A 25,542-nucleotide genomic window follows, 5' to 3' on the forward strand; every position below is an offset into this window, starting at 1 on the left:
TTTATAAATTAAATAGTTTACAGCTTTTCAAGAATATAGTCTGTCATCATTTGATAGAGTTGTGGCCGTGTATTTCCACCGTAGATGCCGTGGTTTTTGTCAGGATAAGTCATAAACTGGAATTTCTTTTTGTTTTGAATAAGTGCTTCTGCAAAGGTGGCCGCATTTTGATAATGCACGTTGTCATCGGCAGTACCATGAACCATGAGGAAATTTCCTTTCATCAGTTTTGCAAAATGAATGGGAGAATTGTCATCATATCCTGAAGGATTTTCCTGCGGAGTGCGCATAAATCTTTCGGTATAAATGGTGTCGTAATACCTCCAGTTGGTAACGGGAGCCACAGCAATTCCGGTTTTGAAAACATCTGCACCTTTGGTCAGCGCCAGTCCGGCCATATAACCACCGTAACTCCAGCCGAAAATTCCAATTCTGGAAGCATCAACATAGGATTGTTTCCCAAACCATTTGGCGGCAGTAATCTGGTCTTCGATCTCATATTTTCCCAGTTGCATATAGGTTACTTTCTTGAATTTTGTTCCTTTTCCGCCTGTTCCTCGTCCGTCAACACAAGCTACAATGTATCCCTGCTGAACAAGATGACTGAACCACAATCCATTGCCTCCGTCCCATGAATTGGTTACTTGTTGAGATCCGGGCCCGGAATATTGGTACATAAATAATGGATACTTTTTATTCGGATCGAAATTTTTTGGTTTCATGATCCAGGCATTCATTTGATCGCCAGCTTCGTTGGGAATCGTGATAAATTCTCTGGCAACCCAGCCGTCAGATTTTAATTTATCCAGCATTTCACTGTTGTTTTGCAATGGTCTCACGGTTTTCCCTTGGTTGTCTTTCAGCGTAAAAGTATGAGGCTGGGAAGCGTTGGATGAGGTTTCAATAAAATAATGAAAATTCCCGCTGAAATTAGCCGAATTGTTGCCTTCACGCTGTGAAACAATAGAAGATTTCCCGTTAGAGATATTTACTTTGGAAATCACTTTATGAATACTTCCGGTTTGGTTTGTCTGAACAAAAATCTCGTTGCTGGCCGGATTGTAACCATAATAATCGGTTACTTCCCAGTTTCCTTTGGTGATTTGCTTTTTCAGTTTGCCGTCAGCATTATACCAGTAAAGATGGCGATGACCGTCTCTTTCGCTGGCCCAAAGAAAAGAATTGTCTTTAAGAAATTCCATCGTGACATTATCCGTATCTACCCATCTTTCGTCGGTTTCGGTGAAGAGTTTTGTGACAGATCCTGTTTTGGTATTTACTTTCAGAACATCCGAAGCATTTTGAATTCTCTCTGAAGTAATCAAAATCATTTCATCTGCTTTTGCCGTCTGAATGACATTAGGGATGTAATAATTTTTAAAACCCGACAGATCCAAAGGTAAAATATTTCCAGTATTTAAGCGGTAAAAATGCGCAGAAACCTTAGCGTTTTCTTCGCCTGCTTTCGGATATTTGAAACGCATTTCCGCCGGATAAAGCAAATCGCCGTAAATCGGAATGTAGACTTCTTTTACTTCGCTTTCATCGAACTTCACAAAAACTATAGCGTCTGAATTTTTAGTCCATTCATACATTCGCGCATGGCCAAATTCTTCCTCATATACCCAATCCGCCAATCCGTTCAGGATATGATTTTTTTTTCCGTCGTGAGTAATTTGAGTAATTTTTCCATTATTCAAATCCTGATAATACAGATTGTTGTCAGAAATAAAAGCCACTTTTTCCGCATCGGGCGAAAATCTCGGTTCCTGAACAGGGTTTCCATTATTCAGCGAAATGGTTTTTTGTGATTTTAAATCTTTAATTTCAAATTTTCCCAGAAAAGAATGTCGATAAATTGGCTGACTTTCTTTCAGCAACAGGATTTTATTTTCATCTTCGGAAAATTCATAGCTTTCGTAGTTTCCTTCCGCTATTATTCCTGATTTCTGTCCGGTTTGATAGGAGAATTTAGCGATTCCATCCCGTTCAATTACAGTGTAGTGTTCGCCGTTTTTCATGGAATTTATTCCTGAAATTCCTTTGCCACGGTAATATCCTGAATATATCTTATCGAGCGTGATTTGCTGTGCTAATGTAAATTGAAAAGTAGTAAAAAGTAATAAGGATAAAACAATTTTTTTCATGTATTCTAAGGTAAGTTTTCAAAGATATAAAATTTCTTAAAATGGCAGCAGGTTTACGGATTTAAGTTCTGGGGAGCAGCTGCAGCTGAATCCTTTTTTATTGGCGGATTGATATTAATTTCCAGATCATCCGAACTCATTTGTTCTAATGTTTCATCGCTGGCATACATCACAATTGCTACTAGAAGAAGCGTTAAAGATAAAAACATCACATAGAAAAAAGTAAATGTAAAGGACAGAAAGTTAGACCACAGTGTTCTTATTATTATAATTTTCTTACTTTTCCCTTTGAAAAACTGAAGAAAAGTCCAAATATTTAAGCTCATCGCAATCAGCAGAAATAATCCCATGAGATCACGATCCATAAAGTGTCCGATTAGTTCAGTGAAGAAATAAACCACCAAAGCCTGTCCTGCAAGAAAAGTCATAACCACCAACCATTCTGCATAGTATAATCTGTATTTTCGGAAGCCTAAATAAAATCCCAACGCAGCGGCAGGAATCATCAGTAAGATAAGAAAAGCAAGATGATCGGCGAACCAACCTATAATATTTTCCAGAAAATCAGACATATTGATAAAGTCTGGATTTTCAGCTAATTGAGGGTCGTCTTCTTCTTCAAAAAACTTCTCCCTTTCTCCATTTTCAATTACAAAATGATTCAGCAAACCGCACAAGGTTCCAAGAATAACCACAAAAAGCACGGGTTTAAAATGATTTTTTCTCCTTCCTTCCAGATATTCGCGAATGGTGTGGCCGGGTTTCGTGAATAGCATTTTGATGCTGTATAAAATACCTTTGTCCACATGGAAAATCCCATGTTGTATTTCATGGATGAGAAAATGAAAGTCGATACGTTCGGTATCCGCTTTTTGTCCACACGTGGGGCAGAATTTCTGATCTATAAGTAAATGTTGCCCACAATTTCTACAGAGTTTCCGTTCATTTTGCATCGTAAAAGTTTTTTTCAAAAGTATTCTATTTCTGAATTATATTCATCTAAATTTATAAAAAACGGATGGTGGTGCTATTTTTTAAGTAATTTTAAAGTGTGTAATTTTGATTTCACAAACATCAGAGTTCATGAAAAAATATATGAAGTTCCCATTTAAAAAGAAGATTTCGTTTCCATTTTTCCTAACAAACTTGCTGAGAAATATTTTTTCGTTGAAGAAAAAGAGGGTTTCGAAACTCGGGGAATTTTCTCAGAAACCAAGACAAGAAGAAGAGTTGCCCGAAAACGCTTCACCGGTATGCTTTGCGGAAGGTTCTGAAATAAGAGAAGAATATAAAGTTTGATTTTGCTCTTTATAAAATCTGAAATCAAATTGCTTTTCTGATAAAAGTCACCATGTCAACTGGTTTACTTGCGCTTTATCTTGGTAAATTTACATTGTATAATAAAGACTATCAATATGAAAACCGAAATTGCTGCTTTGCCGCTTGTGAGCACTTTGGAACACCTCACGATTCATCCAAAAGAATTCAATGAGGTTATAGCTGACCTGTTCGGCTACAATTATGAAGACTATAATGCGCTTTTTGAAATTGACAAAATCAGTCTTGATAAAGATACGCACGTCAGAATTCCGGTTTTCAGCAATGAAGAATGTACTGTTTTCTTACGGATTTGGGGGCCAGATAATGCAACTGCAATACACGATCATTATCATTGGAAGGGCAAAATAAAAGTACTGAAAGGGCTTTTGACTGAAATCAGCTATCGGGAAAATTCTAATTTTATTGAATATAACGGTGCTACCTCTGCTCCGGCAAATATGATTTTTCAGGAAAATTATCCCGGGATTCATTCCATTGTTAATAATGATATAGGAATCACAGTGAGTCTTCACATTTATAAAAGCCCGGAATTTAATCTGAAAGGTATCCGAATTTTTGATACCGGACTTCGCAGGATTGCCTGGCTGAACGAAAAAGCGGCTTCCTGTTCATGGAATCTCCCGGAAGAATGCTATGATAAAATAATCTGTAATTAACAAGATTTTAAGGTGGCTACCCGGTGGATAGTCAGGATTTAAACTGAAAACTACCTGTCAAACTACCTTATAATAGTTTTGATAAAGCAGGTTCTCCTATTAAATTTGCGCTTAAAGAAAGAGGGTGAAAACCAACAACCATTGAAGGCATCATCAATCTAAGATTCAAAAAAACACAAATGATTGAATTGAAGGAAAGCTGACTCGATATGAGTACAGTTTTCTTTTTTTTATTGGTGATCGTCTCTTCGCCTCAGGTAGAAATTATTCCTTAAATTTGCAGTTATAAAACGATGCAAAAAGAAATAATGAAAACAGCTGCTTTTCACACGCTCGGATGCAAGCTAAATTTTGCAGAAACCTCCACTATTGCCAGGCAACTTACTGATGCAGGTTATGAAAAAGTGAGCTTTGAGGAAAAAGCCAGCGTATATATCATTAATACCTGTTCCGTAACTGAGGCCGCAGATAAAGAATGCAGGTTTCATATCCGAAGAGCGTTGAAAGCGAACCCGGATGGACTGGTCATTATAATCGGATGTTACGCACAACTGAAACCGGAAGAAATTGCAGAAATGGAAGGTGTTGACATGGTGTTGGGTGCAAAAGAAAAATTCAATATTCTGAGTTATCTGGATGATCTGGAGAAAACCGAAAATTTTGGCGTTGTGCATTCCTGCGAAATAGAAGAAGCAGATTTTTTCATCGGAAGTTATTCCATAGGCGACAGAACCCGTGCTTTTCTCAAAGTTCAGGATGGTTGCGATTACAAATGTACTTACTGTACCATTCCATTGGCGCGGGGTATTTCACGTTCAGATACCATTGAAAATGTAGTCCGAAATGCACAGGAAATTGCGGAAAAAGGAATTAAAGAAATTGTGTTAACCGGAGTAAACATCGGAGATTACGGGAAAGGAGAATTCGGCAATAAGAAACATGACCATACATTTCTAGATCTCATCAAGGCTCTGGATCAGGTAGAAGGAGTGGAGAGAATCCGCATTTCTTCGATTGAGCCCAATCTTCTGAAGGACGAAAGCATCAAATTGGTGGCGGAAAGCGAACGTTTTGTTCCTCATTTTCATATCCCGTTACAGTCAGGAAGTGATGTTCTTTTGAAAAAAATGAAGCGCAGATATCTCACTCAACTTTACGCCGATAGAATTACCAAAATAAGGAAAGTAATGCCTGATGCTGCCATCGGCGTGGATGTTATTGTTGGATTTCCCGGAGAAACTCAGGAGCTTTTCCTCGAAACTTATCATTTCCTGAACAATCTTCCGATTTCTTACCTGCACGTTTTCACTTATTCAGAAAGGGAAAATACAGAAGCCGCCGCCATGGAAGGAGCTGTACCTGTTCAGGAAAGAAAGAAAAGAAATAAAATGTTAAGGATTCTTTCGGAAAAGAAAAAGACCGCATTTTATGAAAGCCAGTTGGGTAAACGGTTTCCGGTGCTTTGGGAACATGAAAATAAAGAGGGAGCAATGTATGGTTTTACAGAAAATTATATCCGTGTTCAAAAGCCGTTTGATGCAGATTCCATCAATCAGATTGAGGTAGTTTCACTTCAGCAGATCGAAAACGACGGCTCTGTTTTTGTCATTCCTGCTTTTGATCGCTTTCTGGAAAGAGTATGATAAGAAAATGGAAATTTTAAGATGATTAACCTATTCAGAAAATCTGCAATTTTTGATCAAATATTATAGATTTTTTCAATAACTAAGGAAAGATTTCATTAAATTTTAGAAACTATAATTTTGCATAAAAGAAGTTTATATTTTATAATGCTTTGAGAAGTTTTCAATAAATGTTTTAGATATATATTAGATGATTAACAATATAAAAGATATGATTTTAATGATTATTTTTGGCCATAAAAATTCACAAGCATGAGAGATATGTTTTTCAAATGGGGTACTGTATTGGTTATTGCTACTTGGATTGTGGCACTGCTCATAAAATCCTATTACTGGATCCCGGTTTTACTTACCTGTCTTTATCTGGTAGGGATTTATAATACTGCACAGACCAAACATGCTATTCTCAGAAATTTTCCGGTTCTGGGCTATTTCCGATATTTTTTTGAAGGGATCTCTCCGGAAATGCAACAATATTTTATAGAAAGAGAGACAGATGGCAAACCATTTCCCAGACATCAGCGGTCCGCTGCATATCGCAGGGCGAAAAACTTGAGTGATACCGTAGCTTTCGGAACGCAACTGGAAGTGAACCACAGAAAATATGAAGGGATAAAGCATTCTATTTATGCCAAAACTCCGATGGAAGATCTGCCGAAAGTATTGGTAGGAAATGAACAATGTTCCCAGCCTTACGTTGCTTCTTTGTTTAATATTTCCGCGATGAGCTTCGGCTCGCTGAGTGACAGAGCACAAATTTCTCTGAACCGCGGAGCCAAAAAAGGACAGTTTTTCCACAATACCGGTGAAGGAGGAATTTCTCCTTATCACATGGAAGGAGGCGATCTTTGCTGGCAGATAGGAACCGGATATTTTGGATGTCGCGATGATAAAGGAAACTTTTCTCCTGAACTTTTTGCTGAGAAATCTAAAATAGAAAGTGTGAAAATGATTGAAATCAAACTTTCACAAGGTGCAAAGCCAGGACACGGTGGTGTATTGCCGGGAGTTAAAAACACTCCGGAAATTGCCCGCATCCGTCACGTAACTCCAGGGATGACGATTATTTCTCCCCCGGGCCATTCTGCGTTTTCCGACGCTGCAGGATTGTTAAAATTCATTCAGCAACTCAGAGAGCTTTCTCAGGGAAAACCAGTTGGTTTTAAGCTTTGTATTGGTGATACCAAGGAATTTGAAGATATTTGCGAACAGATGAATGTCCTTCAGATTTTCCCGGATTTTATTACAGTTGACGGCGCCGAAGGCGGAACAGGAGCTGCACCACCTGAATTTTCTGATGGAGTGGGAATGCCTTTGGAACCTGCACTTATTTTTGTGAATAATACTTTGAAAAATTATAATCTGAGAGAGAAAGTTCGCATCATTGCCAGCGGAAAAGTACTGACTTCTCTGGATATTCTAAGAGCTATCGCTATGGGAGCAGACATGTGTAACAATGCCCGTGGATTTATGTTTGCGCTGGGTTGTATTCAGGCATTAAGATGTAATACCAATGCCTGTCCTACTGGTGTGGCTACTCAGGACAAGATGCTCATCAAAGGATTGGATGTGACAGATAAATCTGAAAGAGTATACCATTTTCATAAAAATACCCTTCTCACCTGTAATGAACTGATCGCTGCTGCAGGAAGATCTTCCTATGAAGAAGTAGACGCTTCTATGTTCATGAGAGGAGACGAATTTGAGCATCTTTCAGACATTTATTTCCCTGATGTTTTGGCCAATGTGAGGAACAAAAAATAAGATTTGAAACGATATTTTAACAGAGCAGCTTTAGGCTGCTTTTTTTATTGGAAACCTTAGTGAATAGAATATGAGAGGGTATGATTAACATATTTTTATTGAACTTTGAAAATTAATCGTAAATTTGCGAATAGACTGAAAGAGAGTGTACACTTTTTCAGGGAAAAACGAAAACCTAAAACTCATAACTCATTAATTCACAATATAAGAATGTTTAAAAATATTCTGTCGAATTTTACATTTCTTATTTTATTCTTTTTGCCCGGCAAGGAGAACTGGTGCGAACTTTTTAAAAAAGCGTTTTGCTTTTCACTGATTTCCAAAATCGGATTTCTTTTTATAACTTTTCTCCGTATAATGTACAGACTGCTCCTAAAGAATTTTAGTTTAATAGGATATAATACCCTTTATCAGCACAAAGCTGAATATTTTCGTGCGATTGAATTTAGAAATTTGAAATGAAAAAAATACAAGATCAATAATGGATACAAAAATCTGGCTTTCTTCCCCACATATGGGCGGAGGTGAAATGAAATATATTCAACAGGCATTCGACGAAAACTGGGTAGCACCACTGGGTCCAAATGTCAACGGTTTTGAGCAGGACCTGGAAGATTTTTTGCAGAATGGTGCTCATGTTGCCGCATTAAGTTCAGGAACCGGAGCTTTGCATCTTGCATTGGTACTGTTGGATGTACATGCGCATGATGAAGTGATCTGCCAGTCGCTCACGTTTTCAGCTTCTGCAAATCCTATTAAATACCTTAATGCCAATGCGCTTTTTGTGGATAGTGAGCGGGATACATGGAATCTTTGCCCAAATGCAGTAGAAGATGCGATTAAAAAAAGATTAAAAACCGGAAAAAAACCCAAAGCGATTATTGCTGTCGATTTGTATGGAATGCCTTATAAAATAAATGATCTCCGTTCCATTTCCAAAAGATATGAAATTCCTATCATTGAAGATGCTGCCGAAGCTTTGGGCAGTACTTTTAAAGGAAAAAAATGTGGGACCTTCGGAGACATTTCCATATTGAGTTTCAATGGAAATAAAATTATCACTACTTCCGGTGGGGGTGCTTTGATTGTTAAGAAAAAAGAGTATAAAAAGAAAGCCGTATTTCTTTCCACACAAGCGCGCGATGACGCACCTCATTACGAGCATACCAATTTGGGTTACAACTATAGAATGAGCAATATATGTGCAGGAATCGGGCGCGGCCAGATGGAAGTTATTAATGACAGGGTAGCCCAACGCAGAGCTAATCATGATTTTTATGAAGATCTTTTTCAGGAAATTCCCGGTGTAACAGTGCTGAAAGAACCTAACGGAGATTATTTTTCAAATCGCTGGTTATCTGTGATTACCATTGATCCTCAATCAGCTTATTTGACGCGTGAAGAATTGAGATTAGCTTTGCATCAGGAAAATATCGAATCTCGACCGATATGGAAACCGATGCATTTGCAACCGGTATTCAAAAAAGAACGCTACTATGGTGGCAAAATAGCCGAATCCATTTTCAATAACGGCTTGTGCCTGCCTTCAGGATCCAATCTCACCGACGATGATAGAAGCCGAATTGCGGAAAATATTCTCAATACGTTCAAAAAAGTAATGGTTTAGTGTGTAACATCTCTTTTGAGAATGTACACATTAAAGAGGACCCGTCTGAAATTTTATTAATAAATGAAAAAAATATAGTATTGAGTAATTATGAACATGCAAAATCTTAAAAACAGGATTTACAGCGGCGATAATATGGTGAGCTTATCAGATGTTCGTTATCTGCCCAGATGGGTGGTGCTGGCTATTGATGTCATGATCTTGATGACAGCGGTTTCCGGCTCATTCTATTTGCTGGAAAAATTGCATGTTCACTCCTCTGAAGCAGTTCCAAACTATACTAAATATCTTCTAATTCTGGTGGTGAATACCATATATATGTATATTTTTAAAACATATTCTGGTATTATTCGGCATTCCACCTTTATCGATCTTTTCAAGATTATGCTGGCCAATGTTCTCACAGGGATAACCTTGGGAATTCTCAATATCATTACTTTTGTTATTACGGGAAATAAATTATTTCTGCCCACATTTCTATTTATTTATTTCACTATTTCGGTGACGCTGTTGTTCATGTTCCGGCTTTTTGTGAAAGAATTTTTTCATTTTGCCAGAGAACTCAGGAGAACAAGTCTCAAAAAAAGAATTCTGGTTTTAGGAATAGATGAGCAGGCAATTGCCGTTGCAAGAGCATTATTAGATAATCCATCATTGCCTTATCATGTGGCCGGTTTTTTAACGCAAAGAACTGATTCCAAGAGTGCAAAACTTTTAGGGAGACCTATCTATAATCGTAAAAAACTGGAAAGCAATACTAAAGATAAATTAGATGCAGACGGTATTCTTATTATAGAAGAAATGATGACCAAAGAGGAAATGAACCATTGGGTGAACCTTTTTCTGGAAAAAGACCTCGAGGTTTTTAAATCTCCTCCGGTACAAAAACTCCGAGATGATATCCGCAGTTCCATTAAGAATCTTCAAATTGAAGACTTACTGAACCGAAAACCGATAAAAATAGAAAATGAAGAAGTAAAAAGAAGGCATTATGACAAAGCAGTGTTGGTGACCGGCGGTGCTGGTTCAATTGGAAGCGAAATCGTAAGGCAAGTAGCCATATTTAACCCTTCTCTAATTGTGGTTTTGGATCAAGCAGAAACACCTTTATACGAAGTGGAGCTGGAAATGAGAGAAAAGTATCCGCACATCAGATTTAAATTTGTTTTGGCGGACATTTCCAACAGACACCGAATTGAACCTCTTTTCAAGAAATACAGATTCTCCATGGTGTATCATGCTGCGGCATACAAACATGTTCCGCTGGTGGAAGAAAATCCACACGAAGGAATTCTGGTAAATACTTTCGGTACAAAAAATATCGCAGCACTTTCCAGTCTTTATAAAGTCAACCGTTTTGTAATGGTGTCTACCGATAAAGCCGTGAATCCAACCAATGTGATGGGTGCCTCAAAAAGAGCTGCCGAATTGCTGGTTCAGGCATTACAAGATGTGGAAGGAAATACCACCAAATTCATCACCACCCGCTTCGGGAACGTATTGGGATCTAACGGTTCTGTAATTCCTCATTTCAAAAAGCAGATTGAAAAAGGAGGCCCGATCACCATTACACATCCGGAAATTGTTCGGTTTTTCATGACTATTCCAGAAGCTTGTGAGCTCGTATTACAGGCAGGCACCATGGGATCAGGAGGAGAAATCTTCGTGTTCGATATGGGCGAGCCGGTGAAAATCCTGGATCTGGCGAGAAGAATGATCAAACTTTCAGGATTAGAACCTGATGTGGATATTAAAATTATTTATACAGGCCTTCGGCCGGGTGAAAAACTTTTTGAAGAATTGCTGAGTGATGGCGCTAAAACGCTGCCGACTCCGCACGAGAAAATTATGATTTCCAAGGATCCACACATGGAATTCTGTGATATAGAAACCTTAGTGAACCGAATTACAAAAGCCGCTTTAAGAAGGGATAAATTGGAAGTAGTCACCTTGCTTAAAATTATAGTTCCCGAATTCAAAAGCAATAATTCCGTATATGAGACATTGGACAAATAAAAAATTAATATATTTACGCTCTTTTTGAGATCGAAAATGAAACATATTTTTTATAGTGCCTGTCTAGTATTAGTGCTGTTTTCATGTAAATCACGGCCATCCAATGACTTGAATTACATGCAGAATATCGAACAAACAGCCACGCAACTGGTTTTGGCAAATTCCACAAACTTTATTCAACCCGGCGATCAGCTAGTGATCATGGTGACAGCCCGCGATATGGAGGTGGCAAAACCATTCAACCAAAATTACAGTTCCGGAACCGCTGCGCAATATAGCCTTCCCAATTCTAATTTGCCTACAGCCTCTCAAACCACTGTTTCAGGGCCAACTTATGTTGTGGATTCTGAAAGTAATATTTATTTTCCTTATATCGGAAAAATGTCCGTGGAAGGCAAAACGATTGAGATGTTTCGGGACGAACTGAGAAACAGCCTGACTGCTTATATCAAAGATCCTGGGATTAATATTCGGCATGCAAATTACAAAATAACCGTTTTGGGAGAAGTGAGGAATCCCGGCACTTTCGTTGTTCCTGATGGAAATGCAACGCTTCTCAGTGCTTTAGGTCTCGCTGGAGATCTGACTATTCACGGAAAAAGAGACAATGTTCTGGTATTGAGAAAAATGAATGATGAAGTTGTTAAAAAAACGCTTGACCTTCGGGATGCCGGTATTATCAGTTCAGATTTTTATCAGCTGAAACAGAACGATGTTATTGTAGTGGCAGCCAACGAATCCAAACAAAAAGAATCACGTATGAACCCCAATACTCCGCTGTACATAGGTGCGGCAGGAATTATCGTTACTGTATTGGGTGTTGTTTTATCCAAGTAATTATTTGATGAGCAGTAATCAATCTACGTCACAGAATACCCAGGAAGATCTTAACCTGAATGAAGTTATAAAACCTTACCTCAGAAAATGGTATTGGTTTGTATTAACCGTTTTAGCGATGCTTGCATTGGCAGTATTGTATATCAAAAGTACCGCCCCGGAATATGAGATAAAATCCCAAGTGCTGATTAAAGATGCCAAAAAAGGGATGTCTTCTGACCTAAGCATGCTTTCTGACCTGTCCGGATTGGGTGGAATGTCCACGAATAGTATCGACAACGAGGTGGAGGTTTTCAAAACAAAAAAGCTCATGAATTCCGTAGTAGAAGGGTTGAATTTGCAGGTGCACGTTTTGGAAAAAGAGGGACTCCTCACCACAGAACGTTACAATGAAAGTGCGCCGGTGATTGTAAAAGTGATTAATGAAAAGGACTATAAAGAAACGATAGAACCAGTAGAGCTGACCATTGCCGGAGATAAAATTACTCTTCAATCCGATGGTTTTACAAATCCTATAAAGACCACTTTTAATAAACTGATCAATCTGCCTTATGCCAATATTATGATCTTAAAAAACAAAGATTATAATGCTCGTAAATATCCGGTAGATGGGCAGTTGCTGTTGGCTTATGCTCCTATGGAAGAAAGAGTAACGGAGTATCAGAAGAAAATGTCCATAGATTTGGCCAATAAAGATGTTACTGTTATTGATATTATCTTGAAATACAGTAATGTAAAGAAGGCGAAAGAGATGGTGAAAAAGCTGATAGATGCCTATAATGAAGATGCTATTGCGGATAAGAATTCCGAATCTCAGAAAACCAAAGATTTTATTGACGAACGTATTGCCATTATTGCGGAAGAATTAGGTGTTGTTGAAGGTGAGAAAGAGCGGTTCAAAATAACAAATAGAATTGCCGATCTGGAAACGGAAGCTCAGTTAAATGTAGGAACTTCTGCCAGTGCTGCTGCAAAACTGCTGGAAACTGAAACCCAGATTCAGCTTATTAATGATCTTATCGGTTTTATACAAAGACAAGGAGTGGATCAGACGCTTCCTACAGGAATAGGCATCAATACAGGCGGTGCTTCCACGGCGATTGCAGCATATAACCAGATGGTATTGGAAAGGGCAAAATTGATGGAAAACGCAACTCCGCAGAATCCTTTGATTGCGGAGCTTTCAAAACAATTAATTTCTACTAAAGCATTAATTATCGAAAATCTGATGAAAGGGCGAACAGCGTTGTTGGCCACCAGAAATCAGATTGAAACTCAACAGGGAAGAGCAGATTCTAAAATCTCAAGAATTCCGTCACAGGAGAAAATGTTCCGCAGTATCGAACGACAGCAGCAAATAAAAGAAAGCCTGTATCTACTTTTGCTCGAAAAAAGAGAAGAGGCTGCCATTGCTATGGCGATTACAGCGCCAAAAGCCCGCGTTATAGATGCTGCTTATGCTTCGGAAAAACCAGTTTCGCCGAAAAAAGCTTTGGTATTGGGAGGAGCTTTTTTGATAGGGCTTATTATTCCTTTTTCACTTATTTACGTAAAAGAAATTCTGAATGACAAGATTCTTTCAAAACAGGATCTGATAAAATTGACCAACGGGAAACCAATTCTCGGGGAAATTCCGAGATTAGGCAAAGGCGAAACCGAACTGGTAAGAATGAACGATCTTACTCCAATGGCCGAAGCCTTCAGGATTTTGATTACCAATATGAATTTTATGCTACCTAAACAGAAGGAAGGCAAGGTCATCTTTGTGAGTTCATCCGTGAAAGGGGAAGGGAAAACATTTGTTTCGGTAAACCTATCGCTAACTCTCGCTACTCCCGGCAAAAAGGTGATTATCATTGGTTCAGATATCCGGAATCCGCAGTTGCAGCGTTACAATCAAGCCAGAAAAGGTTTGGAAGGACTGACAGAATTTTTATATTCTCCTGATAAAAAGATTGATGATCTTATCCATGTCTCTATTTATAATCCGCATTTAGATGTGATTTATTCCGGAAGCATTCCGCCGAATCCTACGGAGTTATTAGGAAATGGACGTTATGAAGAACTATTGGTGGAACTTCGCAAGAGATATGATTACATTATTTTAGATACGGCTCCGCTGATGTTGGTAACCGATACTTTGATCATTTCCAACCTGGCAGACGCCACCCTTTATGTAACCCGTTCCGGATACACAGAAGAAAGTCTGATTGAATTTGCGAACAAGCAGATAGAATCCGGCAAGATTAAAAACACAGCCTTCATCCTGAATGACGTCTCTAAAGACCATTTCGGCTATGGAAACAAATATGGGTATGGTTATAATGCTGAGCAGAAAAGTTGGTGGGGAAAATTGACAAATAAATAAAAATTGCAAGCGACCTTTTAAGTACACTATAATTTGATCCCTTGACGTACAATAGCAAAGATATATCCAAAGGATTGTTTTGGAGCGCAGTGGATAAATTTGGATTCGTTGCGCTCCAGCTGGTTTTGGAGCTTATTCTTGCACGTTTATTGTTGCCTAGGGATTATGGTGTCATTGCCATAGTTTTGGTTTTTGTAACCCTTTCCCTCACCCTTACCGAAGGGGGTTTTTCCAACGCACTTATTCAGAAACTGAATCGAACTGAGAAAGATTTTTCTACGGTTTTTTATTTTAATATTCTTGCGGCTGCTATTATTTATTTGGTGATATTCTTGGCAGCACCTTCTGTGGAAGCTTTTTTTAATATCGAAAATCTTGCAACTATTCTCCGGGTGATTTCACTCAGTATTATTTTCAATTCTTCGATTATGGTTCATAAAGCGAAACTTAGTATAGCGATGGATTTTCGTTTGCAAGCAAAATACTCGCTTCTTTCTGTGTTTCTTTCAGGTGGGGTAGCGGTATGGTTGGCTTTTGACGGTTATGGAGTATGGGCATTGGTGTATCAAAATTTATTAATGACATTATTCAACGCGTTGTTCTTGTGGATAGGATATCGTTGGACTCCTGATTGGGTTTTCTCCTTTAACTCCTTGAAATCTCTACTATCTTTTGGTTCTAAAATAATGATCTCTGCTATTATTCAGGCTGTTTACTTCAATGCATATCCTATTCTAATTGGTAGAGTTCTCAGAACTGCAGATTTAGGACTTTATACAAAAGCCAGCCAATTTACTCAGATGCCAGCCAGTGTTCTTACCAATGTATTGCAGCGGGTATTATTTCCTTTTTTCTCTTCACATCAAAATGATAATGACAAGCTTTTCCAACTGAATCAATTTTATACCACTGTCTGCTGTCTAATTTTTTTTCCTCTTTTTTTTATTATGGCTGCCGTTGCCCAGCCTCTTATCATTTTTTTGTTTTCTGAAGTATGGGCAGATATGGCGCCAGTTTTTACTTTGTTGTGTATGGGATATGCTTTTTATCCATTGATTGTGAATAATATGATGCTCTTTCAGGTGAAAAATAAAACAACATTATTTCTTAAAATTGAAATCATCACAAAAATTATAGGTTTCGCTATACTTTTGTTAACAGTAAAACATGGAATTTTAGCTATAGGTTACGGAATCTTAATACAGCAGGTTTTACAATTTTTAATTACTTCATTTTTTGCACAAACCGTATTAAATAAATCACTTTTAAAGCAGATAGCCATTGTTTCACCACCCTTTTTGATTTCGTTTGCTATCTTTGTTGCCGTACATTTTTTGGTTAAAGATGTTGAAACTGTTGCAGTGAAACTTATTAGTGGGAGTACGTTGGCGTTGGTTTCTTATGGACTGATCTATTTCCTGTTTTATAGAAACATACTCAGCAGGATTATAGCTATGGCGAAAAAATAAATTATGTATCTCTATAATAATATCTGGCTGTTTTTTCGGCATCCCATAATGACTTTTGTTAATCTTCTTATATGAAAAGACGATGATTTACTTATTGATATTTTTTATCTGTTTATTTGGAATATTTCATTATGAGATAAGAAATAAGGCATTATTCCTCAAGCCGTATTACTTTTTATTATTTGTGATTTGCACTCTTATGACTGGTCTGCGTTATCGGGTTGGTGGAGATGCTCTACTTTATGAGAATTATTTTTTTGTATATCCCACACTTAAGAATTATCTGTACTTTATTGAATTCAAAAATTCAATGAATTACCAGCCATTGTGGATTTTGATGGTAGCTGTTTGTAAAACCTTCAACCCAGATTATTACTTTTATCAGTTTGTCCATTCAGTTATATTCAATTCAGTTCTTTTTTGGTTTTTATGGAAATATTCTGCCAAGCCTTTTACTTGTTTATTTATCTTATTTATTAATTTACTTTATTTATATTATGGCTTTGAGATTCAGAGAGAAATCTTGGCTATTTGTTGTTTTTTGTTGTCATACGGTTTTTTTAAAAAAAATAAATGGTTCCATTATTACGGGTTTGTTCTACTTGCTTTTTTCTTTCATATTTCTGCAGTCATTTTAATATTTCTACCTTTTTTTAAATTGATTAAATTCACACGTAAGTTTGTCTTTCTTTCAATCATCATTTCAATACCACTAATTATTGGTAAAACTGTATTTTATGATGTCCTAAGTTCTTTGTTTTTTACTGAAGCAATGTCTGAAAGAGGAAACGTTTATTTAGGATTTCAATTTAGTGGTTCAGGAATCGTATTTTTTTACTTTTTAAGAGTATTGGTTTTTCTCCCATTTCTCTTATATTTTGCTAAAAATAAAACTTCGGACGAGCATAACTGGTTATTATCCTCGTTTTTAGTACTATCTATTTTGTCACAAGTTTTGGTTGGTTTTGATCGTTTATTAAATTACATTTATATACCATTGATAATTTTTGTCGTTGATTTCATTTATGATCAAACGTTAAATATAAACGCTATTAAACGCAAAATTTTACTTTCCGGAGTAATTGTCGGGTTCTCGGGGATTTTGTTAATTAAATTGTTTATTTCTAATTATGGCAATGCAAAATATTATTCAGTATTCTTTCCGTATGAATCAGTATTTGATAAACACAAAACCCCTCAGAGAGAACGCTATTTAATAGAATTATGGAGGCAATAAGAGTAAGCATAATCATAGTCACGTACAATTCCCAACAGTATATTCATGACTGTCTTTCTTCTATTGAGGAATACAGAGATATTGAACCTCAGTTCTTGGAAGTTCTGGTAGTAGATAACAGTTCCGGAATAAACGCTGAAGAGATGAAAAAGATAACAGAATCTCATTCATTGAATCAGATTCTATCTGTAAAATACCTTCATAATAATACAAACTTAGGGTATGGACAAGGCAATAATATTGGAATACGGGCATCATCAGGGGATATTGTTTGTATCATGAATCCGGATGTACGTTTTGGGTCTTCTATACTTTTCGATGTGCTTTCCGAATTTTCAGAAAATATAACACTTGCGCTGCTGGGCTATAAGCAAATGGGGGGTTCCAATTATTCCTTCTACCAGAAACCGGAGTTTAAAAATCCATTGAGTGGGTGGATTATGAAGTATATGAACCGAATAGAAGCATTCAATTCGGAACAACATTATCTTGCTGGAGCTTTTCTTTTTCTTCGCCGAAGTTCTTTCGAAGAAGTTGGCTTGTTTGACGAAAATATTTTCATGTATTATGAGGAGCCAGATATTACCAACAGATTACAGAAAGGAGGCTTTCATGTGAAATACAAGTCTGAGAAAATATATTATCATCTGGTGGGAAATCGAACAGCTTATTCTGAAAAAGCGTTTGAAAGCGAAATGAATGCATTGTATTATTACCTTAATAAATATTCCGTAAACAAACGAAAGTTTCTTAAAAATTTCCTCAGAGAATATCAGTTGAAATTACTTGCTGCAAGGATATTTGGAGATATGGAAAGAAAGAATAAATTTCTTTTGGAAATACAGAAAGTAAAAGAAATTTTCGGGAAATAGGAATCATTCATTAATCGTTTTTTCTACGAATTTTGATTTTAATATTTCATTATTGTCTTTCCCAAAGTCAATTACATTCGATGATAAATCACTGTTGTTTTGTAAGATAATCCGTAACGCATCCGTTTTTGGTGTAGCTCCCATTGTTTGATTATTTTGAATAACATTATGAGATGTTTTTCCAGACAGGTTCAAAATGTTTTGCGTTTTGTTTTCCAACTGTGTCACACCGAAAAAATTGGAAGAAATATAGTTGTTTTTAGCATTGTGAAGCACAATATTATTATAGTGTTGTTCAAAGTAATTATTCTGTACAAAATTGTTTGTTGAGTTTTTGATGATCAATCCATTTCCTGCAGATACAGTAGAATCTTTAGAGTTGGGCTCATTCAGCATATTCCCCAGATTATTTTCTATCATATTATTGCTGATAAAATTAGCGTAGGAACTTTGGTCTATCAGCAAACCAGCGCCGTTCATCCGCAATTCGTTTCCCCTAATGAAAGCACTAGTTGAGGTGTTTTCAAGAGTAATTCCAATACGGTTATTTTTAATGAAATTATCGCTGATGTAATTGTAATAACTTCCTGACACCAAAATGCCGCTCCATAGAAAAACCATCTATGGTACAGTTCTCAATCCGGTTTCTTAATCCCTGAATTTTTATACCGATACTTCGGATATTGTTTTTGCTGGTGTCTTTCCATTCGAATGGATTTTTCCCGAAATCAGGTCCGGTAATGGTCAGATTACGGATTGTATTGTAGCCACTGTTGATATCAGTTTCGCTCCGATTATTTTCTAAAATTATACCTTCCATATTCTGAACTTTTACCTGCAATACTGTTCCTCCTGATGCATCACCTTCCAAGCTGATGTATTTATCTAAAACAAGAGGTTGGGTGAGTGTATAAATCCCTGGTGGAATTTCCAGTACAACTCGTTTCTTTTTGGCAGAGTAATCTCTTTTAATAATGGAAACTGCTTTTAGAATGTCATCCCCTGTTTTGGAATGAGCAAAATCAGTAAGATTCATTTTCTGGCTGAAAAGCAAAGATGAAAGAAGGAAAGCAAAAATAGTAGGCAATATTCTCATGGAAAACGATTATTCAATAAATGTATAAAATATATTTTGTTAATTTGTGCCGTTACATGAAATCAATAGTTTGCTTGATAATTTATATATTTTTAAAAAACCCGTATAAATGAATAACCCACATCTGGCAGAAGCAATACCAAAATAAACTACTTAACCGAAATTGTCTATGAACATAATTGCTATTGTAGGTGGAGGAGGCTTCATCGGTACTAATTTAAGTGAATTTTTACTTTCCCACGGGATGAAAGTAAAAGCTATTGGCAGCAGTTTTTTTCGAAATTTTGAAGATGAAAATTATCAGCAGATTACCCTTGATGTAAACATCCTGAATGAATTATTGGATGCTCTTCGGGATTGCAGTACCGTTATTTGGTTAGTAAATGCTACCGTTCCTGGTTCAAACGCCAGTTTGGCTGAAGAATTTATGCTTAATACCCAACCCGTAATCCGTTTTCTCGAACAAAGTTCGAGAAGTATCCAGATGAAAAAATTCATTTATCTCTCGTCGGGCGGTACTGTGTATGGAGATGTGGCTCAACGTATTCCGATTCCTGAAGAAACTTCTGAATATCCTATATCTACATACGGGCTTTCTAAATTAATCACTGAAAATTATGTTGATTTTTTGACTCGTATTTCGGGATTTGAAAGTTATATCCTGCGTCCGGCAAATGTTTACGGCCCCTACCAGAATCTTAATAAGCCGCAGGGTATAATTGGTTTTGCATTCCGGGCTGTGAAAGAAAACGGTCTATTAGATCTTTACAACGGCGGAAAAGTTATCAGGGATTTTGTATATGTAGATGATCTTTCAGATGCAATTTTAAAATGTATTACTCAAATCAAGCATCCCGGAGCTGTCACAAAGTACAATGTTGGAAGTGGGGAAGCCCGGAGTATAAAAGAAATCGTTGATGAAATCAGCCGAATAGCAAAAAAGCCAATCAGCTTGAATGAAAAATTATCCAGAAATTTTGATTGTGCTTATAATGTTTTAAGCATTGACAAGATACACCGTGAAACAGGATGGAAACCGACAACGAAGCTGACAGATGGCTTGCTGAAAGTTGAGCAATGGATCAATAGGATTGACTAAATGAAAGAATTGATAATGGTGGGAGCCACCACACAGAACAATACCTTAGTTAACGGACAGTCGATGATGTTTCAGTTGATTGTGGATAAACTCGAAGAAAAAGGAATTTCTACTAAAGTGGTCGATTTCGGAAAGTCTATTGATCCGGATTTTCATAAAAAAAGAGTCTCAGGCAAATTTAATTTTACGAAACTCATTGATAATTTCCTGCTTATCTTCCAGTTCATTTGGGTTATGATGACTACAAGTAAACTAACTCTTGTTTATATCAATACAGCACAGTCTAAGGTTGGTTTTCTGAGAGATTATATTTTTATCCGGGTCGCTTATTTATTTGGTAAGAAAGTTATTGCGCATCAGTTCGGTGCGAATTATAGCAAGTTTTATTCTTCTCAAAGTCAGAAAGTTCAAGAAATGATCAAGAATACTTTCCGAAAAGTAGAATGTATCATTGTAGAGGGGGATTTTACTAAGCAACAGTTTAGCTTTCTTCCAAATTATCATAACAAAGTGATTTCAATTCCTAACGGGCTTCCTGAGAAAATAGACATGGCAGCAATGATTCCTAAGCAAATAAAAAAGGAAGAGCCGGTAAAACTTTTTTATCTTAGTAATTTAATTGAAGGTAAAGGATATTGGGATGTTTTGGAAGCCATAAATATTTTAGTGAATGAATATAACCATAATGTCACTGCTGTATTTGCCGGGAGAATTTTAGAAGATGGAGAAGATGAAATGTTTAAATCTGCAACAGAAGCAAAAAAAAGTTTTTTTAATTTCATCAAGACAAATCGTCTGGAGGGTAAAGTAACTTATACAGAAGGATTATACGGTTACGAAAAAGCACGGCAGTTTTCCGAAAATCATTTTTTTTTATTACCAAGCTATTATATCAACGAAGGACAACCTGTTTCCGTCCTCGAAGCTCTTGCTTACGGCTGTGTTCCCATTGTTACAAAATATCGTTTGATTCCCACGATGGTAAATCCAGATAACGGTTTCTTTGTAGAGCCTAAATCACCGGTGCAAATTGCTGATGCTGTCCGGAATATGATTAATGATTCCGATGAGTACCATAAGAAATCAAGAGAAGCTATTTCCTTTTACAAAAAGAATTTCACAGCTGATAAATACGTGGAAAAACTAGTAAATTTATTCTTAGAACATGCAACTTCGAATCGTATGAAATGAAACGAAAATCAATGAGCAGAAATTTTTTTTATATCGCACAGTTTTTTACTCCGGAACCTTATCTGAAAGATATTGATTTCATCAAAAATATTAGGGAGAAAGGATGGAATCCTGTCGTGATAACGAGCTTTCCAAATTATCCGAAAGGGAAGATTTATGCCGGCTATAAAAATAAATTTTTTGCAGAAGAAACCATGGACGGAATTCAGGTCGTTCGCGTCTTCACGTATGCTGACCACAGTTTGAACAGTATGAAACGAGCACTGAATTATTTTATATTCGGTTTTTTTTCGGCTCTGGCTGTATTAAAATACGGAAAAAGAAATAGTTTCTACTACATTCTTCAGTCATCTCCATTTGTCATTTTTTGTGCGTGGGCGATTAAAGTTTTTAAACCCAAATCAAAAATCCTTTTGGATATTCAAGATGTTTTTCCGGAAAATATAAGAGTTTCGGGTTTTATCAACTCGAAGGTGATGATTAATATCTTGGATTTTTTATTAAATCATTTTTATTATAAAACTTTCGATTTATTTGTCACTGTATCAGAGAGTTTCCGTAAAATCGTTGCTTCTAAGAATATTTCGCCAGATCGTATTCTGACTCTCTACAATTGGTCAATGATAGAAAGTCATCCTACTATAATCACTCCATCATATCAATTTGAAGATAATGGATTTCATATTGTGTATGCAGGAAATATCGGAGTTCATCAAGGTCTGTCCAAATTGAGTTCAGCAATTAACAACATCACTGAAAAAAATCATCAAATTTTTTTTCATTTCTTTGGAGACGGAACGGATTTCAAACTGTTAAAAAAAAAAGTAGGTCATAACAAAAATGTGATTTTACACGGAAGGGTTTCCGAAAACGAAATCGGTAAATACCTGCAGGCAGCCGATGCTTTATTCTTACATTTGATCAAAGATCCGATTTATGAAAGCATTATCCCTTCTAAACTTCAGGCCTATATCGGAATCGGCAAGCCATTATTAGCCGGAATAGAAGGAGAAGCGCGTGCTTTCGTTACAGAAGCTCAATTGGGTGAAGTGTTTCATTCTGAAGATAATACGGGTTTTGAAGAAGCTGCATTAAAACTGATTCAATATTCGCAGGAAATAGTAGTAAGAATACGAAAAAACAGTTTAAACTTGTATGCTGAAAAATTTTCGCGTGCAGCCGGGACTGAAAGGCTAAACACTTATATCATTAAAAACACAAAATGACCATTAGGAAAGCTAACTCATCGGATATTATTGAGATCGTGGAGATCCATATGAACCGTTTTCATAATTTTTTTTTAACATCCTTAGGAAGTTCTTTTCTGAGAATTTTTTATAAGGCGTTCCTTAAATCACCCGGCATTCTTCTCGTGTTGGAAGATGAGGGCGAGGTAAAGGGATTTGTGGCCGGAACCAGAGATAACAGGGGTTTTTACAAAAAAATTGTTAAAAATAATTTTCTCAGTTTCTTTCTCATTGGAATAAAACTTCTTTTTGCCAAACCCGCTTCACTTTTAAGAGTTGGTTATAAAATTATTAAATCTGATAAAAATAGTATTATATTTGCCGAACTCCTCAGTATAGCCAGCAAGAAAAATAAGAGAGGGTATGGGAAGTTGCTTTTAAAAGGTTTTGAATCGGAGGTTAATAATTACAATCCTGATCTATTACCCGTTGCTTTAACAACAGATTATGATGAAAATGAAAAGGCTGTGCGGTTTTATAGAGATTCAGGATATGTTGTATTAGAAGTTTTTGAGAGTTTTCGAGGGAGAAAAATGTACAGATTTATAAAATATTTTAATAATATATGAAAATTCCGTTTTCGCCGCCTTACATTGATCAAGACATAATCAATGAAGTAGTGGACACTATGAAGTCAGGTTGGATAACCACAGGTCCCAAAGTCAAGGCTTTTGAAGATGAGATTTCTAGATTCACAGATGTTGATAATACACTGTGTGTAAATTCTTGGACATCTGGAGCTATTCTTGTATTAAAGTGGTTTGGTGTAAAAAAAGGAGATGAAGTCATCGTTCCTGCTTATACCTATTGTGCAACAGCCTTAGCAGTGATAAGATGCGGTGCCACTCCAGTGATGGTAGACGTAAAAGAAGATTTCACAATTGATATTGATAAAATAGAAGCATCGATAACTGAGCGTACCAAAGTGATTATTCCGGTGGATATTGCTGGTTTGCCCTGCCACTATAAGGAGTTAAATGACTTGGTGAATAATAAAAAAATAAAATCAAAATTTTCACCAGATTCAGAAAATCAACACAAGCTCGGCAGAATTTTATTGCTAGCAGATGCAGCCCATTCATTTGGAGCTAATTATGAAAAATTACGAACAGGAAAACTGACGGATATCACCGTTTTTTCTTTTCATGCAGTTAAAAATGTAACCACAGCAGAAGGTGGCGCAATATCCCTTAATTTACCCGCTCCTTTCCAAAATGCAGAAGAGTACCGTGTTCTCAGGCTATGGACATTGAATGGACAAACTAAAGATGCTTTTACAAAATCTCAAGGTGGCGGAAATAGCTGGCAGTACGATATTGTATTTCCAGGATTGAAAATAAATATGCCGGATCTGTGTGCTGCAATGGGTTTGGCTCAAATTAGAAAATACTCAGGGCAAATACTTCCAGAAAGAATTAGAGTAGGAGAAAGATATCAGGCATTTTTCAATAACAAACCTTGGGCTCAGCTTCCGATATTAAAAGATGATCAACGCACCTCTAGCTATCATTTATATCCTTTGAAAATCCGAAATATATCTGAAGGCCAAAGGAATGAAATCATTAATGAAATTGCAGATAAAGGAGTGTCAGTAAATGTACACTTTATCCCAATGCCAATGCTCACTTTGTTTAAGGATCTTGGTTATAAAATGGAAGATTATCCTGTTTCTTATGATATTTACTCTCGGGAAATATCACTTCCCATTTATCCGGAACTGAAGGATGACCAGGTTGATTTTATCTGTAAAGTAGTTGAAGAATCTTATGAGCGGGTAATTGGAAATGAAACGAATATTTGATATTTTCTTTTCCGCTTTAGGGATTCTCCTTTTCTCCCCTTTGTTCATTATAATTGGTATTTTTGTCCTTTTTGATAGTAAGGGCGGAATGCTTTTTAGTCAGGAACGCATCGGCAAAAATGGCTCTGTATTCAAGGTTTTAAAGTTCAGAACCATGCATCCTAATTCTTTTGATAAAGGTGCTCTTACTATAGGAAATAAGGATCCAAGAGTGACTTCAGTAGGATATTATCTCAGGAATTATAAGTTGGATGAACTTCCTCAGCTTTTCAATGTATTAATGGGCGATATGTCGTTTGTGGGACCGCGGCCTGAGGTGGAAAAATATACCCGACTTTATAACGATGAACAAAAAAGAGTGCTTTCCGTAAAGCCGGGAATCACAGATTATGCTTCTATTAAATTCAGAAATGAAAGCGAAATTCTTGCAAAATCTAATGATCCCGAAGAAGCGTATATACAGGAAATTATGCCTGAAAAACTTAGGCTGAATATGAAATATATCGATAATCAAAGCGTCTTTAATGATATAGCTATTATTTTCAATACATTTTATGTTTTAATAAAAGATCGATTATGACCCTCTCTGAAACTCCTTTGAAGGATTGCTACATTATAGAACCCACTGTTTTCGAGGATGAACGCGGCTATTTCTATGAGAAATTTAATGAGAAAAAATTCACAGAAATTACCGGTATGAACGGGCATTTCGTTCAGGATAATATTTCAAAATCCACCTTTGGCGTTCTCCGGGGAATTCATTTACAAAAAGGCGAACATGCGCAGGCGAAACTGGTATCATGTCTGGAAGGTAGGGTTTGGGATATAGCAGTGGATTTACGTCACGATTCTCCCACTTTTGGGAAATGGTTCGGGCTGGAAATTTCCGGCGAAAATAAGAAACAACTGTATGTTCCCCGAGGTTTCGGCCACGGGTTTGCAGTGCTTTCTGAGACTGCAATTTTCGCTTATAAATGTGACAACTATTATAGCAAAGAATCGGAAGGGGGCATCATTTGGAATGATTCTGATCTCATGATTGACTGGAAATTGCCATTGTCAGAGGTTATTCTGTCTGAAAAAGATAAAAATCTACCCGCCTTCAGTCAGGGAAATTTTTAATATCCTATA

General features: G+C 36.7%; 21 protein-coding genes. 17 read left to right on the top strand and 4 right to left on the bottom strand.

Translation table 11 applies throughout. The features are described from left to right. Window positions 1-17: 17 nt before the first annotated feature. Window positions 18-2,147, bottom strand: a complete 2,130-nt coding sequence (locus DQ356_RS05830) for a S9 family peptidase (protein ID WP_114303542.1) — start codon at window positions 2,145-2,147, stop codon at window positions 18-20. 53 nt (window positions 2,148-2,200) lie between these two features. Further along, on the bottom strand, window positions 2,201-3,118 hold the full coding sequence (locus DQ356_RS05835; RefSeq protein WP_126723237.1) for a DUF3667 domain-containing protein: 918 nt from the start codon (window positions 3,116-3,118) through the stop codon (window positions 2,201-2,203). Window positions 3,119-3,562: 444 nt separating this feature from the next. Between DQ356_RS05835 and DQ356_RS05845 the strand changes: the two genes are divergently transcribed. The 10 genes from DQ356_RS05845 to DQ356_RS05895 all read left to right on the top strand — a co-directional run bounded on the left by DQ356_RS05845 (window position 3,563) and on the right by DQ356_RS05895 (window position 17,977). Further along, complete coding sequence (locus tag DQ356_RS05845) at window positions 3,563-4,144, top strand: cupin domain-containing protein (protein ID WP_114303545.1); 582 nt, start codon at window positions 3,563-3,565, stop codon at window positions 4,142-4,144. A 308-nt stretch (window positions 4,145-4,452) separates the two neighbouring features. Then, complete coding sequence (gene mtaB, locus DQ356_RS05850; protein ID WP_228420656.1) at window positions 4,453-5,787, top strand: tRNA (N(6)-L-threonylcarbamoyladenosine(37)-C(2))-methylthiotransferase MtaB; 1,335 nt, start codon at window positions 4,453-4,455, stop codon at window positions 5,785-5,787. 252 nt (window positions 5,788-6,039) lie between these two features. Beyond that, a complete protein-coding gene (locus DQ356_RS05855; protein WP_114303547.1) occupies window positions 6,040-7,551 on the top strand; it encodes an FMN-binding glutamate synthase family protein in 1,512 nt (503 codons plus the stop codon). A 481-nt stretch (window positions 7,552-8,032) separates the two neighbouring features. Next, window positions 8,033-9,178, top strand: a complete 1,146-nt coding sequence (locus DQ356_RS05865; RefSeq protein ID WP_114303549.1) for a DegT/DnrJ/EryC1/StrS family aminotransferase — start codon at window positions 8,033-8,035, stop codon at window positions 9,176-9,178. A 90-nt stretch (window positions 9,179-9,268) separates the two neighbouring features. Next, window positions 9,269-11,194, top strand: coding sequence for a nucleoside-diphosphate sugar epimerase/dehydratase (locus DQ356_RS05870; protein WP_114303550.1), 1,926 nt, complete (start codon window positions 9,269-9,271; stop codon window positions 11,192-11,194). Between the two features lie 117 nt (window positions 11,195-11,311). Next, complete coding sequence (locus tag DQ356_RS05875) at window positions 11,312-12,031, top strand: polysaccharide biosynthesis/export family protein (protein ID WP_166413061.1); 720 nt, start codon at window positions 11,312-11,314, stop codon at window positions 12,029-12,031. Between the two features lie 7 nt (window positions 12,032-12,038). Then, entirely contained in the window at window positions 12,039-14,399 is a 2,361-nt protein-coding gene (locus DQ356_RS05880) for a GumC family protein (RefSeq protein WP_114303552.1), read from the top strand. 41 nt (window positions 14,400-14,440) lie between these two features. Beyond that, on the top strand, window positions 14,441-15,868 hold the full coding sequence (locus tag DQ356_RS05885; protein ID WP_114303553.1) for a lipopolysaccharide biosynthesis protein: 1,428 nt from the start codon (window positions 14,441-14,443) through the stop codon (window positions 15,866-15,868). 82 nt (window positions 15,869-15,950) lie between these two features. Beyond that, on the top strand, window positions 15,951-17,105 hold the full coding sequence (locus DQ356_RS05890) for an EpsG family protein (protein ID WP_114303554.1): 1,155 nt from the start codon (window positions 15,951-15,953) through the stop codon (window positions 17,103-17,105). Then, on the top strand, window positions 17,093-17,977 hold the full coding sequence (locus DQ356_RS05895) for a glycosyltransferase family 2 protein (RefSeq protein WP_114303555.1): 885 nt from the start codon (window positions 17,093-17,095) through the stop codon (window positions 17,975-17,977). The genes DQ356_RS05890 and DQ356_RS05895 overlap by 13 nt, the downstream gene beginning before the upstream one ends. Window positions 17,978-17,980: 3 nt before the next feature. On the opposite strand, the gene DQ356_RS05900 is transcribed toward DQ356_RS05895, so the two are convergent. Both DQ356_RS05900 and DQ356_RS05905 read right to left on the bottom strand, forming a co-directional pair. Beyond that, complete coding sequence (locus DQ356_RS05900; protein ID WP_114303556.1) at window positions 17,981-18,598, bottom strand: NosD domain-containing protein; 618 nt, start codon at window positions 18,596-18,598, stop codon at window positions 17,981-17,983. After that, the gene (locus tag DQ356_RS05905) at window positions 18,537-19,073 is read right to left on the bottom strand and encodes a right-handed parallel beta-helix repeat-containing protein (RefSeq protein WP_114303557.1); all 537 of its coding nucleotides are present in this window, start codon (window positions 19,071-19,073) and stop codon (window positions 18,537-18,539) included. Before DQ356_RS05905 ends, DQ356_RS05900 begins: the two co-directional genes overlap by 62 nt. Window positions 19,074-19,242: 169 nt before the next feature. Between DQ356_RS05905 and DQ356_RS05910 the strand changes: the two genes are divergently transcribed. From DQ356_RS05910 to rfbC, 7 genes are read left to right on the top strand one after another with little or no spacing between them, the layout of a single operon-like run. Beyond that, a complete protein-coding gene (locus DQ356_RS05910; RefSeq protein ID WP_114303558.1) occupies window positions 19,243-20,172 on the top strand; it encodes an NAD-dependent epimerase/dehydratase family protein in 930 nt (309 codons plus the stop codon). Beyond that, the gene (locus tag DQ356_RS05915; protein WP_114303559.1) at window positions 20,173-21,363 is read left to right on the top strand and encodes a glycosyltransferase family 4 protein; all 1,191 of its coding nucleotides are present in this window, start codon (window positions 20,173-20,175) and stop codon (window positions 21,361-21,363) included. It begins immediately after the preceding gene. 11 nt (window positions 21,364-21,374) lie between these two features. Continuing rightward, complete coding sequence (locus tag DQ356_RS05920; RefSeq protein WP_166413065.1) at window positions 21,375-22,589, top strand: glycosyltransferase family 4 protein; 1,215 nt, start codon at window positions 21,375-21,377, stop codon at window positions 22,587-22,589. Between the two features lie 50 nt (window positions 22,590-22,639). Beyond that, window positions 22,640-23,179 carry a GNAT family N-acetyltransferase gene (locus DQ356_RS05925; RefSeq protein ID WP_228420680.1) on the top strand — a complete coding sequence of 180 codons (540 nt, stop codon included), beginning with the start codon at window positions 22,640-22,642 and terminating at the stop codon, window positions 23,177-23,179. Beyond that, window positions 23,176-24,411 carry a DegT/DnrJ/EryC1/StrS family aminotransferase gene (locus tag DQ356_RS05930; protein ID WP_114303562.1) on the top strand — a complete coding sequence of 412 codons (1,236 nt, stop codon included), beginning with the start codon at window positions 23,176-23,178 and terminating at the stop codon, window positions 24,409-24,411. The genes DQ356_RS05925 and DQ356_RS05930 overlap by 4 nt, the downstream gene beginning before the upstream one ends. Then, entirely contained in the window at window positions 24,395-24,991 is a 597-nt protein-coding gene (locus tag DQ356_RS05935; protein WP_114303563.1) for a sugar transferase, read from the top strand. Before DQ356_RS05930 ends, DQ356_RS05935 begins: the two co-directional genes overlap by 17 nt. Then, window positions 24,988-25,533 (top strand): dTDP-4-dehydrorhamnose 3,5-epimerase, encoded by a 546-nt coding sequence (gene rfbC, locus DQ356_RS05940; protein WP_114303564.1) that lies wholly within the window; start codon window positions 24,988-24,990, stop codon window positions 25,531-25,533. The genes DQ356_RS05935 and rfbC overlap by 4 nt, the downstream gene beginning before the upstream one ends. The last annotated feature ends 9 nt before the right edge of the window (window positions 25,534-25,542 follow it).

The sequence above is a fragment of the Chryseobacterium lacus genome, assembly GCF_003336205.1.
In the GTDB taxonomy this organism is placed as follows: Bacteria; Bacteroidota; Bacteroidia; order Flavobacteriales; family Weeksellaceae; genus Chryseobacterium_A; species Chryseobacterium_A lacus.